General features: G+C 45.6%; 11 protein-coding genes. 8 read left to right on the forward strand and 3 right to left on the reverse strand.

From position 1 onward, the window contains the following. Positions 1 to 274: 274 nt before the first annotated feature. Together ACFOEE_RS01775 and ACFOEE_RS01780 are read left to right on the forward strand one after the other, a co-directional pair. Positions 275 to 712: a hypothetical protein gene (locus ACFOEE_RS01775; protein ID WP_377120308.1), complete on the forward strand. Its 438-nt coding sequence runs from the start codon at positions 275 to 277 to the stop codon at positions 710 to 712. Then, complete coding sequence (locus tag ACFOEE_RS01780) at positions 709 to 1,197, forward strand: transcription elongation factor GreAB (RefSeq protein ID WP_377120310.1); 489 nt, start codon at positions 709 to 711, stop codon at positions 1,195 to 1,197. The genes ACFOEE_RS01775 and ACFOEE_RS01780 overlap by 4 nt, the downstream gene beginning before the upstream one ends. 30 nt (positions 1,198 to 1,227) lie before the next feature. Here the strand turns inward: ACFOEE_RS01780 and ACFOEE_RS01785 are convergent, their stop codons facing one another. Further along, a complete protein-coding gene (locus ACFOEE_RS01785) occupies positions 1,228 to 2,220 on the reverse strand; it encodes a GlxA family transcriptional regulator (protein ID WP_377120312.1) in 993 nt (330 codons plus the stop codon). Positions 2,221 to 2,339: 119 nt separating this feature from the next. Between ACFOEE_RS01785 and ACFOEE_RS01790 the strand changes: the two genes are divergently transcribed. Beyond that, positions 2,340 to 4,244, forward strand: coding sequence for a beta-ketoacyl synthase (locus ACFOEE_RS01790; protein ID WP_377120314.1), 1,905 nt, complete (start codon positions 2,340 to 2,342; stop codon positions 4,242 to 4,244). Between the two features lie 92 nt (positions 4,245 to 4,336). Here the strand turns inward: ACFOEE_RS01790 and ACFOEE_RS01795 are convergent, their stop codons facing one another. Beyond that, a complete protein-coding gene (locus ACFOEE_RS01795; RefSeq protein ID WP_377120316.1) occupies positions 4,337 to 6,067 on the reverse strand; it encodes an AMP-binding protein in 1,731 nt (576 codons plus the stop codon). Between the two features lie 237 nt (positions 6,068 to 6,304). On the opposite strand from ACFOEE_RS01795, the gene ACFOEE_RS01800 reads away from it, so the two are divergent. Together ACFOEE_RS01800 and ACFOEE_RS01805 are read left to right on the forward strand one after the other, a co-directional pair. Beyond that, positions 6,305 to 6,763: a hypothetical protein gene (locus tag ACFOEE_RS01800; RefSeq protein WP_377120318.1), complete on the forward strand. Its 459-nt coding sequence runs from the start codon at positions 6,305 to 6,307 to the stop codon at positions 6,761 to 6,763. 52 nt (positions 6,764 to 6,815) lie between these two features. Then, complete coding sequence (locus ACFOEE_RS01805; RefSeq protein WP_377120320.1) at positions 6,816 to 8,834, forward strand: propionyl-CoA synthetase; 2,019 nt, start codon at positions 6,816 to 6,818, stop codon at positions 8,832 to 8,834. 53 nt (positions 8,835 to 8,887) lie between these two features. On the opposite strand, the gene ACFOEE_RS01810 is transcribed toward ACFOEE_RS01805, so the two are convergent. Continuing rightward, positions 8,888 to 10,561: a SulP family inorganic anion transporter gene (locus ACFOEE_RS01810; protein WP_377120322.1), complete on the reverse strand. Its 1,674-nt coding sequence runs from the start codon at positions 10,559 to 10,561 to the stop codon at positions 8,888 to 8,890. 169 nt (positions 10,562 to 10,730) lie between these two features. Between ACFOEE_RS01810 and ACFOEE_RS01815 the strand changes: the two genes are divergently transcribed. Genes ACFOEE_RS01815 through ACFOEE_RS01825 form a run of 3 tightly spaced genes read left to right on the forward strand, consistent with a single transcriptional unit; the run spans position 10,731 to position 13,853 of the window. After that, entirely contained in the window at positions 10,731 to 11,930 is a 1,200-nt protein-coding gene (locus ACFOEE_RS01815) for a lipoprotein-releasing ABC transporter permease subunit (RefSeq protein WP_377120324.1), read from the forward strand. Then, entirely contained in the window at positions 11,923 to 12,627 is a 705-nt protein-coding gene (gene lolD, locus ACFOEE_RS01820; protein ID WP_377120326.1) for a lipoprotein-releasing ABC transporter ATP-binding protein LolD, read from the forward strand. Before ACFOEE_RS01815 ends, lolD begins: the two co-directional genes overlap by 8 nt. Beyond that, positions 12,624 to 13,853: a lipoprotein-releasing ABC transporter permease subunit gene (locus ACFOEE_RS01825; protein ID WP_377120328.1), complete on the forward strand. Its 1,230-nt coding sequence runs from the start codon at positions 12,624 to 12,626 to the stop codon at positions 13,851 to 13,853. The genes lolD and ACFOEE_RS01825 overlap by 4 nt, the downstream gene beginning before the upstream one ends. The last annotated feature ends 10 nt before the right edge of the window (positions 13,854 to 13,863 follow it).

Genomic DNA, 13,863 nt, shown 5'->3' on the forward strand with positions numbered 1-13,863 from the left:
CCTGATAAACAGGCCCTGTTATATTTTCAACAAACCCGTTTCATATACTTGCTCAAAAACTCGTCACAAGTGCTTGAAAAGTACAAAAAACGAACTCGAGAAACCTTATTTTTTGCAAGGAAAATGATAATTTTTTTGCAAATAAAAAGATACCGCAATCGCATAAAATAATGACATCAATCAAATTTTCGACCGCGATTTATTGCGGATGCTGTTCTGACATTCAAAGCGATCTTTGTTATCATTCGCGCTGAATGAGAAAACGAGTCTATTTATGAAATTCATGTCGGCATTTTATGCCTTGTTGTTGCTGATTCTTGGCACTCTGATGATTGGGTGCAAAGACTCAACTGAGAGTATACACGAAAGTTCAGAAAAAAGTGAAAGTTCAAAATTTCAAGATTGGTGTTTAAATGACCAATTGTGCAAAAATACTTTATTGAGTGGCGAAATAGTACTCAGCTCAGCTCAGATCACACCAGAAACGCCATTTTATATTGTAGTGAAAGCACCAACACCGCCCAAAGGGCAAATTGTTGGGCTATCCATGCAAATGGGTTATATCCCCTTAGTATTTAAAGCAAGTACTTCCGGTGTGTTTATTGCCGAGGGCATGGTGGGCATATGCACGACTGACAAAATGACTTGGCAGATCCGCATTGAGCATGCTGATGGCGCTATTGTGACACGCGAATTTGAGGTATTGCGATGACCACCGCACTAATACGTAAGCATATAGTTGAAGCACAGCTGCAGTTTGCCTTAGAAGCAAACATTATTGCGGCCAAACAAGCCGCAGCAAGTGCCCGCGAGGATGCTGTGCATGAGCAAAGCGTTGCTGAAACTCAATACGATTCACTCGCAATTGAATCTGCCTACCTTGCACATGGCCATAGCGAACGCTGTGATGCCGCAAGCAGGCATTTAAGCGAGTTCAACGCGCTATTTGGTAAACCGTGCCAAACTATTCAGCCTGGAGCACTATTCGCGCTGGTTAATGAGCAAGACGAGCGCCACTACTATTATCTCGGCCCGCATGAAGGCGGCCTTAAAGTGTTTGTCGCTGGGACAGCCGTTGTAGTGATCACGTTAGCTTCACCGCTTGGCATGCGTTTGCAAGGCTTAATGGCAGATGATGAGGTGGTCTTTGAGCATGCGGGGCGTAGCCAAACGTTGACGGTTGAATTTGTGTGTTAGAGGTTAGCATCCTGATATAGGAACGGTAAGTTAAGAAAAAAGCTTTTTTCTGACGACTTTGCGGTATTCGCTCGGAGTTTGCCCAAGGTGTTGTTTAAATAAACGGGTAAACTGGCTTTGATTGCTTAAGCCAATTGCGAGCGCGATGTCTTGAATTGTCAAATTGCTGCTTGCCAATAGCTCGATTGCTGCCTCAACTCGCAATTTTTGCAGGTAATCCAACACACTTTGACCGGTGGCTTGTTTAAAACGGCGGGTAAGGGTGCGGTATGAAATGCCAAATTGTTCAGCTAACTGTGAAAAATCGATTTCATTGGCGATATTGGTTTTTAACCAAAATTGAATTGCGGCCATGAGTTCATCAGGGTGGCGGTCATTACCACCTTCTAAAAATCTTTGTTCTTCATACGGCTTACGTACTTCATGAGAGAAGTTGCGCTGCACATGTTGCGCGGCGAGTGTGCCATAAAATTGCGCAATTAAATGCACTATGACATCGGCCAAAGCATTTAAACTTGCTACGGTATATAAACGCTCTGATTGGGTGATGAAGAAATCGGGTTTTAACAACACTTTAGGGTAATCACGCTTAAATTGGTCGGCGTAATGCCAATGTGTCGTAGCAGAATGGGTGTTCAATAAACCTGACTCTGCCAGTAAGCACACCCCAGTGCCGACCCCAATCAGGGTTGAACCTTGCTGCCAACTGTTCGCCAACCAAGCTATGGTATCTAAGCTTTGGCGGATCACAGGGCGCGGATTGCGCCAAATACTCGGTACGACAACAAAATCGAAGTTGCCATCAACGCTTGCGATAGATTGGCTTGAGATCGGGGCAAGCACACCATTTTCAATAGGCGCACCGTGTTCACTTAGCAGTGAGGTTTCAATAGCGCGAAAGTTCGTGCGGTCGTGGCGCCGAGCAAAGGCCTCACCTGCGCGCAACATTTCAATCGGCAATGTTAAGCTGGTTAATAGCATCTGTTCATAAATCACAAAAGCAATGCGTACGGGTTTATTCATAATGCTCCGACCAGTTAACTTTGGCCTAAAATGAGTGATTCGTGGCCCTATATGTAAAGTCATATGATATTAAAGCATTTAGAATAAATGCAATAGTAGTATTTTGGTTAGGTAAAATAATGACTGCATTACCCGTTATCGTTGGCATGGGTGGCATTAACGCTGCTGGCCGTACGTCATTTCACCAAGGGTTTCGACGCATCGTCTTAAGCCAGCTGTCTGGCACTGCGCGTCAAGAAACATTTTTGGGATTAGCCACATTAATGAATTTGGTTAAATTCAGCCAAGGTGAATTACGCCTAGCTAATGGAGAACCAATCAGTAAAGATGACATCGAAAGTAAGCTCGGTGAGCAAATTTTAGCAGGGACTTTGATCCGTAAGATAGAGAAACAGCACTTTGACGTTGATGCAACGCACGGTCATACCAAGCTGACAATGAACAGCAAAGCCGGTGAGGCAATTCGTTTTGTCGCTAAAACACGTGATTTACCTGAGCCATTGCCGAAAGGTTGGGTGCTAACGGAACTCGATGCTAAAACCGTTGAAGTCAGTATCGAAGGCGTACTTGAAGTTAAACACGATACTTACCGCGATAATCCAATCAAAGCGGCAGGGCAGTTACCGAGCGGTTTTGACCCTGCAATTTTGTATAACAGCCGTTATCAGCCGCGTGGTTTGCAAGTGACTATTTTTGCTGCCACAGATGCGATTAAGTCAACAGGCCTAGATTGGCAAAAGGTGATGAATAGTGTTGAACCGGATAAGGTCGGCACCTATTCGGCATCGGTAGCAGGTCAAGTCAATGATGAAGGTTTTGGTGGCCTACTAAAAAGTCGTTTACTGGGTGAGCGGGTGAGCACCAAGCAATTGGCACTTGGTTTAAATACCATGTCAACGGACTTTATCAATGCTTATGTGACAGGCAATGTGGGCACAACCTTTACGACCTCAGGTGCATGTGCAACGTTTTTATATAACTTACGTGCCGCAGTAAATGATATTCAAGCAGGACGTACGCGCGTGGCGGTAGTTGCCAGCGTGGAATGTGCGCTTACACCGGAAATTATCGAAGGTTTTGGCAATATGAGTGCCCTTGCCAACGAAGAAGGTTTGCGCAAACTTGATAACACCACTGAAGTGGATTATCGCCGTACCAGTCGTCCATTTGGTGAAAACTGTGGCTTTACTATCGGTGAAGGGGCGCAAGTTGCAATTTTAATGGATGATGCGTTAGCGCTTGAACTTGGCGCTGAGATCCAAGGGTCAGTGGCTGATGTGTTTGTAAACGCCGACGGTATTAAAAAGTCGATTACTGCGCCAGGTCCTGGTAACTACATCACGATGGCAAAATCTGTCGCATTGGCTGCGGAGATTTCAGGGTTAGAGTCTGTACAAAAACGTAGTTTTATCCTGGCTCACGGTTCAAGCACACCACAAAACCGGGTTACAGAGTCACTGATTTACCACAAAGTCGCGGAGGCCTTTAGCATTAATGGTTGGAAGGTTGTGGCAACAAAAGCCTTTGTGGGCCATACCATAGCTCCGGCCAGTGGCGATCAACTTGCCATGGCGCTTGGGGTGTTTAGCCATAACATTATGCCGGGGATCACGACTATCGACAAAGTCGCGGATGATGTATATGCCGAGCATTTGGATATTCGCAACGCTCACTATCCGTGCGAAGCGATGGATATTGCCTTTATTAACTCAAAAGGTTTTGGCGGTAATAATGCTACTGCAACGGTATTCTCGCCAACCAAAACAATGGCACTATTATCTAGCCGTTATTCCCCAGAACAGTTGGCTGAATATCAGCAAAAGCTCAATCAAACTCACGCAGCGCAAGTTGCCTATCAAACCCAAGCTGATCTTGGCCAGTACGAGCTTATCTATCGCTTTGGTGAAGGTATGATAGATGAGGCATTACTCACGATTGATACTGAGCAGCTCAATGTGCCTGGATTTGATAAACCAATTTCTTTGCAAGTAAAAAACCCTTATGCGGATCTAACGAATAAATAGTACCGCAACGAACAGATTAATGTTAAGCAACATAAAGGCGTCCTGTTTTATTCTGGGCGCCTTTTTATTTACCATAACGAGAAGTTAAAGTGTTATATGACTTGACTATCCTGCGTAGCGAGTTCAGCTTCCATCTGCTCGCGCATTTTAAATTTTTGCAATTTGCCAGTCACTGTCATTGGGTAGTTTTCAACAATCTTGAGGTAACGCGGTACTTTAAAGTAAGCCATTTTATCTTTGAGATAAGCAGAGAACTCTTGCTCAGAGGCAAATTGGCCGGGTTTAAGTTGTAGCCAAGCACAGACTTCTTCACCGTACTTTTCGTCTTGAATGCCAAATACTGCGGCATCTTGAATTGCCGGATGATGGTAGAGCACTTCCTCTATCTCGCGAGGGTAGATATTTTCCCCGCCGCGGATGATCATATCTTTAATACGACCAACAATTTGTACATAGCCTTCCTCGTCCATCACACCTAAATCACCCGAATGCAGCCACTTGTCTGGATCTATTGTCGCTTTGGTTTTTTCCTCATCTTGCCAATAGCCGAGCATTACGCAATAACCTCGCGCGCACACTTCACCGGGTTTGCCAATCGGCACTAGCTGACCCAATTCATCAATAATTTTGACCTCAGTATGAGCCATAGCTTTACCGACCGTTTGCACTCGCTTTTCAAGTGGGGAGGCAATATCTGTAATGTGATTGATAGGGCTGCATTCAGTTTGCCCATAGCCGATCAGCACATCGCGCATGTGCATTTGTTCTTGCACTTGGCGCATGACCTTCTCAGGGCAGGTGGCGCCTGCCATTACACCGGTACGCAGAGATGACAAATCAAATTGATGAAATTGTGGATGTTCTAACTGAGCAATAAACATGGTAGGCACGCCGTGCAAAGCGGTACACCTTTCTCGCTCAACCACTTGAAGTGTTTTTAACGGATCAAAGCTGTCATTTGGAAATACCGCACAGGCGCCAACGCTCAAACATACCAAGTTGCCAAGTACCATCCCAAAACAGTGGTAAAGTGGCACCGGAATACAGAGTTTATCGTGCTCAGTAAGCTGCATTGCATCTGCGACGAGCTTGGCATTATTGAGGATATTGTAGTGACTGAGCGTGGCACCTTTCGGGTTACCTGTAGTACCAGATGTAAACTGGATATTGATAGGGTCGTGGCAGCTCAGGGTTTGTGCGTAGTCACGCAACTCTTGGTGATGATGTGCGGCGGCTAAGCCATAAAGCGCGTTAAAATTCATGACCCCTGCGGGCGCGTCGGTATCATCGTCAATAAGAATAACTTGCTTTAATGAGGGCATACGCGCGCTATTAAGTGCGTCAAATTCGTCATGTAAGGACTCTGGCGCGAGTTGTCGTAACATGTCGAGATAATTACTGGATTTAAATTGTTTGGCCATGATTAACGTTTTACAAGCAACGTTATTAATTACGTAGGCAAGCTCATCTGGTCGATAAGCAGGATTGATACAGACCATAATTGCACCGAGCTTAGCGGTGGCAAATTGTACTAAAGACCACTCTAAATTATTCGGTGACCAAATGCCCACTCGATCACCCGGTTTGATACCGAGAGCAACCAAAGCTGCGGCAACTTTATTAACTTTGTCTAGGTAGGCTCGGTAGCTCAAGTTGTGGCCCTGATGGCTTACGATAATTGCAGGGGATTCAGGATTTTTGTCGACAATATGTTCAAAGTAGTCACCGATGGTGAGAGAGCTTAACTCACTATTCACTTCTCCAGTATGGTAACTTAAACCATTATATCTTGATTCTTCTAATCGATTATTAACCTTTTCCATTTACAGATTCCTTTTCTGCCTACACAGATAATTTTTGGATTCGTTTTCGAGTAAAGCATTGTTGTCGACAAAATCAAGCATTAAGAGATAAGTAGCAACCAGTTTAGACTAAAGCATAAGATGGCCGGATTAATCCGCTTGTTGGTTTTGTGTAACTAAAGTGAAACAAATGGGTTGCGCGCAGGTAGTGGCTTCGCTAGTCTTATTAGGTACATAGAATTGCAAGGATAAGCAATAATGGAAGTTACCTTTACACCACCCCAAACCTCAAGCCTTGAGCCGAGTGGCGAAACAGTCGCATTATTTCGGTTTTTGTGGTCACTTAGCCGTGAATGTAACGGCTTTCTACACGATTTGAATGTGCCAAGCGAACGGGTTTTCTCAACTGCAGCGCACAATGTTTACTTGTTATTACTTAACAACAACGCCGACAAAGCACTGCGCTTAGTGAAGTTAACCGCGGTAGATTTAAGCGTATTGTGTGATGAAATGCTGCTACTTAGTAAGCGTATTCTCGCGATGCCAGACTTAGCGGTAAAACAAGCCATTGAATATGACCGAAGTCAATGGGCTAAACAACCCTTGCTAGCGAAACTGACGGGACAGGTGCCTGACTGGCATGAAAAAAGTGGCAATCGTATCAAATGCTCTTTAAAGCCTGCTTTTCATGGGCAAGGTGCAAGCACATTAAAGTAACCTCGTTGCTATTTAGTGTGTTAGCGCAGCTTAGAGTGTTGAAGCAGTTTGAATGTGCAAAAATGGATGTGTACATCAGGGGTATGCGCTAAGTCAAACTCCCGCGCGATTTAACCTAAAGTCTAATGGAGTTAATGTCACGGCTTTCCTACTTTGTCAGTATCTCTCACAGCAGGAAAGAATGATGACAAACGCATACGAGGCTGAGTACCAACATTTTTTAAACGACCCACAATCGTTTTGGCTGCAAAAGGCGCAGCAACTCGAGTGGTATACACCACCGGACTGTGCCCTAACGCAAGATAGCGAAGGCCTTGACCATTGGTTTGCTGGTGGTAAGTTGAATACTTGCTATTTAGCGCTTGATCATCATGTTGCACATGGTAGAGGCGAACAAATTGCATTGATTTACGACTCGCCTGTCACACAAAAAGTCATCAAGTACACATACCTTGAGCTGCGTGATGCAGTTGCACAATTTGCAGGGCTATTGCACAAACTTGGGGTGGTAAAAGGTGACAGAGTCGTCATCTACATGCCTATGGTGCCAGAGGCTGTCATAGGCATGCTTGCCTGTGCTCGGATTGGTGCGATTCATTCTGTGGTGTTTGGTGGCTTTGCTCCTCATGAACTGAGCGTACGTATTGATGATGCAAAACCTAAAGTAATTCTCAGTGCGTCTTGTGGCATTGAAATCGACCGTGTAGTGGCGTACAAACCTCTGTTAGATGAAGCTCTGCATAAAGCCACACATCAGGTCCAACACTGTATTGTACTGCAGCGCGAACACTATCAAGCTCCGATGAAATCCCCCCGAGACTTAGACTGGTATGCGGCAAGTCAAGCCGCGCAAGCTGTTGCGCCAGTGAGTTTAGATGCCACGGACCCTTTATACATTCTTTACACCTCAGGCACGACAGGCAAACCCAAAGGAGTGGTCCGCGAAAATGGTGGTCATGCCGTAGCGCTCCACTACAGTATGAAAACCGTTTATGGCATGGAGCCCGGTGAAGTGTTTATGGCGGCGTCAGACATAGGTTGGGTGGTAGGGCATTCTTATATCGTTTACGGCCCCTTATTGTACGGCTGTACTACTGTGCTGTATGAAGGGAAACCGGTGCGTACGCCGGATGCAGGCGCATTTTGGCGAGTGGTTGAGGAGCATAAGGTCAATGCGCTCTTTAGCGCCCCGACGGCGTTCCGAGCGATGAAAAAGGAAGATCCAGATGCAATGTTGTTTTCACGCTACGATACCTCAAGTTTAAAAACCCTGTTTTTAGCCGGAGAACGTTTAGACCCTGCAACTTATGAATGGCTACAAACGAAAACGCAGCTCCCAGTGATAGATCACTGGTGGCAAACCGAGACTGGCTGGGCGATTGCTAGCAATCCCATGGGTTTACACGCTTTTACCACCAAACCGGGTAGTGCGACCAAAGCCACTCCTGGTTATCAAGTTGAGATTTTGGATGCACTGGGTGAACCTTGTCAGCCTAATGAACAAGGCGCAGTGGCAATTAAGTTACCTTTACCACCGGGCTGTTTAACCAGTCTTTGGCAGGACAGCGCACGCTATAAAAGTAGCTATCTCAATGCTTACCCCGGTTATTATTTAACAGGAGACGGTGGCTTTATTGATGATGATGGTTACTTGTTCATCATGGGACGCATAGATGATGTGATAAATATTTCCGGTCATCGTTTGTCGACGGGTGAAATGGAGGAGATAGTTGCAGCCCATCCAGCTGTGGCAGAATGCGCCGTGTTTGCCAGCAAAGATGAGTTAAAAGGTCAGTTGCCAGTAGCAATGGTAGTACTGAAAGATGGCAACCGATTAGACCCCAACGAAGTTGAGCTGCAAATTGTCGCTGAGATCCGCAGCAAAATAGGCGCAATTGCCTGTTTAAAACGGGTATTAACTGTACCGCGTTTACCAAAAACGCGCTCAGGGAAAATCTTACGTAAGAATCTGCGCCAATTGGTAGACGGAGAACCGCTACAAATTCCTTCAACCATAGATGATGCCAGCGTGTTTAATGAAATAGCAGGTCTTTGGCAAGCGATTAAATAGCGTGAATTACCCTGTGCAGCAACGCTTAGTTGCACAGGGTAAAAGTTAAGGTTCTAAGCCGGAAGTGCATTGTTTTGCTGCATTTCAATCGCCGCTAAACCACGTTCCAGCGCCAATTCACGACTTGCGCATAAAGCCAAAGGCTCCAACTTACTGCGAATGTTGAGTTTTTCGAGCTGTAAACTGGTTTCGCGGTTTGGCGAGTAGATATACACCGCAACATTGGCATCGAGCGCATCGCTAATGGCGTTTTCGATAGCAAGGCTTACCGTGACGTCTAACATTGGCACGTCTGAGAGGTCGATGATCATCGCTTTAAATTTACTGACGTGGCGATGCTGGCGCGCGATCGCTTTGGAAACACTGAAAATCATTGGGCCAGAAAGGTAAAAGAACAGCAATTGGCCATTGGCTTTGTCTAGCAAAGCGCGCTCAGAGGAAGTGAGGGGCACGATATCATCGTCACCATCAGAAATGGCTTTGATCTGCTCTGATTGAACGCGGCTTAATTTCTCAATCACTAAGATATTGGAGATAAAGACCCCAAGGCCAACCGCGACCATTAAATCGACAAATACGGTTAACAGCATTACACCGTACATAATCGCCATTTGGCTCACGCTGAGCTTGTGGGCGCGTTGAATAAAGCTCCAATCAAGGATATTGAAGCCAACATAAACCGCGATACCAGCCAGTACCGCCATGGGAATAGGTTCGGTTAGCGAGCCTGCAACAAACACTACAGCCATGAGGATCAATGCTCGAAAAATTCCCGCTAGCGGCGAGCGTGCCCCCACTTGGATATTGACCACCGTGCCCATGGTTGCACCAGCCCCAGGTAGCGCACCAAATGCACCTGCAACCATGTTCGCGATACCTTGGCCACGTAGCTCTTTATCCGAATTATGCTCAGTACGAGTCAAGCTGTCGCCAATGACCGCGGTCAGTAGCGTATCAATACAGCCAAGCGTGCCAAGCACCAGAGCATCAATCACCATTTTGGTAAACATCTCGGCTTCAAATGTTGGCCACACAAGGTTAGGCAAGGTACTCGGAATTTCGCCAATACGGCGGATATCGTCATCAGCGAAAAGCACTACTGACAACAAGGTAATTGCCACTAATGCGACCAGTTGGGCAGGAACATATTGGCGGTACTTTTGTGGCAAATAAAAGAGCACTAATAGGGTGAGTACGCCTAAGAACAATTCGGAAAAGTGCAGGCCTAGTAGTAAATCGGGCAAGTGGGTGATGGTGCCCATGACGCCACCTGCAGGAGCTTTATGGCCGAGTAAAGGCGCAAGCTGGAGAATAATTAAAATCACCCCAATACCGGACATAAACCCCGATACTACGCTGTAGGGCATCAGTGTGACGTATTTACCGAGTTTAAGCGTGCCAAGCAGAATTTGGAACGCGCCAGCCATCATGACCACAGTAAACCCCATGGCAAGACCTTGCTCCGGATAGTTCGCCATCATAGTCGTTAAAATGGCTGTCATGATCACTGTCATAGGGCCGGTAGGCTCTGAAATAAGCGAAGTAGAGCCACCAAATAAGGCGGCAAATAATCCAACTAGAATTGCACCCCACATTCCAGCCTCAGCGCCAGCACCTGATGCCACCCCAAACGCCAGTGCCAATGGTAAGGAGATAATCGCAGTTGTTACACCACCGAATAGATCTCCTTTTATATTCATATGTTTAAATCTAGATTTAGATAACATTGAAAGCCCTGTTTGTGTTCCTCAAATAACCTGGTTGGCGATTCTAGCCCAAAATGAAGTGACAAGTGGTTGGATTTTTTAATTCTTTTTTACATTTTTCGCCGTACCCAAGCCTTTTGGGAATGTGTTAGACTCACAGCATGATGATTTTCAAGACATGCAACTGATTATGTTTCAACCAGTTAGCTTGTTTGTTGGATTGCGCTATTCGCGTTCCGGCAAGGGCAATGCCTTTATATCGTTTATCTCGTTTTTTTCGATAGCCGGGATTGCGTTAGGCCTGACAGCACTTATCACTGTGAATTCGGTGATGAACGGCTTTGAACAAAATTTAAAAGGGTCGATGCTAGCCCTCATTCCTCATGTGCAGATAAGTGGCGAGCCGGCTAACCTCGCGGCATTTGCCGAGACCTTGCAAGACAATCCATTAGTAAGGCAAGTCGGACCGCATTTAGCTGGCGAAGCGGTACTACAAACCAATCGACAGTTACAAGGTGTGATGCTGCAAGGCGGCGTGAGCAGTGATACTAGTCTGACCCGATTTATTCAACAAGGTAGTTGGCAAGAGTTAAGCGAAATCCCTTTTTCAATAGGTATCAGTCGCTATCTTGCAACTCAGCTCAATGTTGGCATCGGCGACCAAATTCGGGTGATAATTCCACAAGTATCAAACTATACGCCAATGGGCCGCGTGCCGGTACAACGCTTATTTGAAGTGCGGGTGTTATTTAGCACCGAAAGCGAAGCGGATCTCCATCTGGCTTACACCAATTTCTCTAGCTTAAGCAAACTGTTGCGTCTACGGGATGATACACCAACGACCTACAGTATTATGCTTCACGACGCGTTTAACGCTGCGTTATTCCAATCGCAATATCAAACTGAACTCGCTGAGTTTAAGGTAAGTGATTGGCGCAGTGAACAAGGTGCTTTATTTGCCGCAGTCGCCATGGAAAAGCGCATCATGACTTTAATGTTAGCGCTTATCGTGCTGGTAGCGGTGTTTAATATCCTGTCTGCGTTATCTATGATGGTGAATGAGAAAATTGCTGAAATCGCGATTCTACAAACCTTAGGATTTACACCTGCGCGCATCTCGCAAGTATTTATGGTACAAGGGATTTATAATGGTGTTATTGGCACTGTTTGCGGGCTTGCTGGTGGTTTATTGCTGGCTCATTACATCAATGAAGCGCTTACCTTAGCAGGATTGGACTTGCTCGGTGGAATGCGACTACCTGTATTAATAGAACCAATGAGTATCGCCATGATGGCGTGTGTAAGTTTAGGATTAAGCTTTTTGGCGACCTTATTTCCAGCCAGAAAAGCTGCAAAAGTATTACCCGCTGAGGTGTTAAGATATGAGTGAGTTAGTTTTAGAATGCCAAGCAGTGGCCAAGCATTATCAAGATGGTAGCGGCAAAACTGAAGTACTCAAAGCGGTTGATCTCACCATTCAACAAGGTGAAATGGTAGCTATCCTTGGCAGCTCAGGTTCTGGAAAAAGCACCTTACTACATATTTTAGGCACATTAGATAGCGCAACGTCAGGCAAAGTGCTAATCAAAGGCACTGACATCAGCCGTTTAAGCCGTGCTAAACAAGCAGACTTTCGTAATCGTCATTTAGGTTTTATCTATCAGTTCCATCATTTATTGATGGAGTTTTCTGCATTAGAAAACGTTGCGATCCCACTTCTGATCCAAGGGCAAAAAGCGGCTGTAGCGCGTGAAAAAGCCGCACAAATGTTAGATAAAGTCGGTTTAAGCCACCGCCTGAGTCATAAACCATCTGCTTTATCAGGAGGCGAGCGCCAACGTGTTGCAATCGCTCGGGCGCTAGTCACTGAGCCGGCACTTATCCTTGCGGACGAACCAACCGGTAATCTTGATAAACACAATGCGCTTAAGATTTTTGACCTATTAGCGGAATTAAATCAATCGCTCGGGACGTGTTTTGTGATTGTTACCCATGACTTAGAATTAGCCGCCAAACTTGGTCGAGTAGTGCAGTTGGACGAAGGTCAAATTGTTGAAAAATCGTTACTCGAGAAAACGACGCTATGAAATTAAGCTGGTTTTTATCCAAACGTTTTCGCCAAAGCAATCATCATTCTGGTCTTGTAGGGTTTTTAAGTAAAGCCTCGACTATTGGCGTGATGCTAGGAGTGAGCGTACTGATAGTCGCTTTATCTGTGGTAAATGGCTTTGAACAGCAGTTGGTACAAAGGCTACTGTCGGTAGTGGCCCATGTTGAATACCATGCACCGGAAAAGCCAATTAAAAACTGGCCAAGTAAAATCGCTTTACTTGAGCAGCACCAGCAAATTGCTGCTGCAACGCCGCAAATTAAGCTCACTGCCATGGTACAGTTTAAGGGCCAGTTAAAAGCTGCGCAGGTCGAGGCGATATTGCCGAGTGAGTATCATAAAGTCTCCCAGTTGGATAATTATGTTAAAGGGCAAGCTATCGCAAGTTTACAAGAGCATGAGCTGATTTTAGGGAAGCAAATTGCCAAAACACTCAATGCAGAAGTTGGCGATAAAATCACATTGCTTGTCGCGGATGAACAAGCAGAACAACCGTTAGCTGCACCTAAGCGGGTCACTTTAACCTTAGTTGGTTTGGTTGATATGGGTGGTCCATTGGATCAAAGCCTTGCCTTGATGCATCTTGCCAAAGCTCAGCAAATTTTAGGGCTGACACCCGATGAAGTGACCGACATTCGGGTGTCAGTGCTAGATGTGTTTAGTGCGCATTACATTGCAATGCAGGCTGGACGGTTATTGCCAGATCTGGTTTACGTCAATAGCTGGTATCGCAGTCAAGGTAGCTTGTACCAAGATATTCAGATGGTTAGGACCATAGTTTACCTCGTCGTGTTTTTAATCATTGCGGTGGCAAGCTTTAATATCGTTTCGTCTATGGTGATGGAAGTAAAAGATAAGCAAGCCGATATCGCCATTCTTAAAACCATGGGCGCACGCGATAGCACCATTTTTAGCACTTTCGCATTGCAAGGCATTGGCTATGCAATGGTAGGGTCTTTGCTCGGTACATTTATTGGTGTTGTGCTTGCGATGAACGTGCCTGATCTATTTCAATACTGGGTGAGCTTAAGTGAGCATAATCCGTTAGATGGCGTATATTTCGTCAACTTTTTACCAACCAAACTACAATGGCAAGATGTGCTGGTGACCGTCGCAGGTACTTTAAGTATCGCTACTTTAGCAACCCTGTACCCAGCATGGCGTGCAACTAAAATTGACCCAGCGGTAGTGCTTGGTAACTAGGGCTGGTGCA

Origin of the sequence: Pseudoalteromonas fenneropenaei (assembly GCF_042643375.1) — a bacterium.
Lineage (GTDB): Bacteria > Pseudomonadota > Gammaproteobacteria > Enterobacterales > Alteromonadaceae > Pseudoalteromonas > Pseudoalteromonas fenneropenaei.

Bases quoted from the DNA above. Each gene is read 5' to 3' on its own strand.
- ACFOEE_RS01790 (WP_377120314.1), top strand. From the start codon at position 2,340: ATGACTGCATTACCCGTTATCGTTGGCATGGGTGGCATTAACGCTGCT.
- ACFOEE_RS01780 (WP_377120310.1), top strand. From the start codon at position 709: ATGACCACCGCACTAATACGTAAGCATATAGTTGAAGCACAGCTGCAG.
- ACFOEE_RS01800 (WP_377120318.1), top strand. From the start codon at position 6,305: ATGGAAGTTACCTTTACACCACCCCAAACCTCAAGCCTTGAGCCGAGT.
- ACFOEE_RS01815 (WP_377120324.1), top strand. From the start codon at position 10,731: ATGTTTCAACCAGTTAGCTTGTTTGTTGGATTGCGCTATTCGCGTTCC.
- ACFOEE_RS01810 (WP_377120322.1), bottom strand. From the start codon at position 10,561: ATGTTATCTAAATCTAGATTTAAACATATGAATATAAAAGGAGATCTA.
- ACFOEE_RS01825 (WP_377120328.1), top strand. From the start codon at position 12,624: ATGAAATTAAGCTGGTTTTTATCCAAACGTTTTCGCCAAAGCAATCAT.
- ACFOEE_RS01785 (WP_377120312.1), bottom strand. From the start codon at position 2,220: ATGAATAAACCCGTACGCATTGCTTTTGTGATTTATGAACAGATGCTA.
- lolD (WP_377120326.1), top strand. From the start codon at position 11,923: ATGAGTGAGTTAGTTTTAGAATGCCAAGCAGTGGCCAAGCATTATCAA.
- ACFOEE_RS01805 (WP_377120320.1), top strand. From the start codon at position 6,816: ATGTGCAAAAATGGATGTGTACATCAGGGGTATGCGCTAAGTCAAACT.
- ACFOEE_RS01775 (WP_377120308.1), top strand. From the start codon at position 275: ATGAAATTCATGTCGGCATTTTATGCCTTGTTGTTGCTGATTCTTGGC.
- ACFOEE_RS01795 (WP_377120316.1), bottom strand. From the start codon at position 6,067: ATGGAAAAGGTTAATAATCGATTAGAAGAATCAAGATATAATGGTTTA.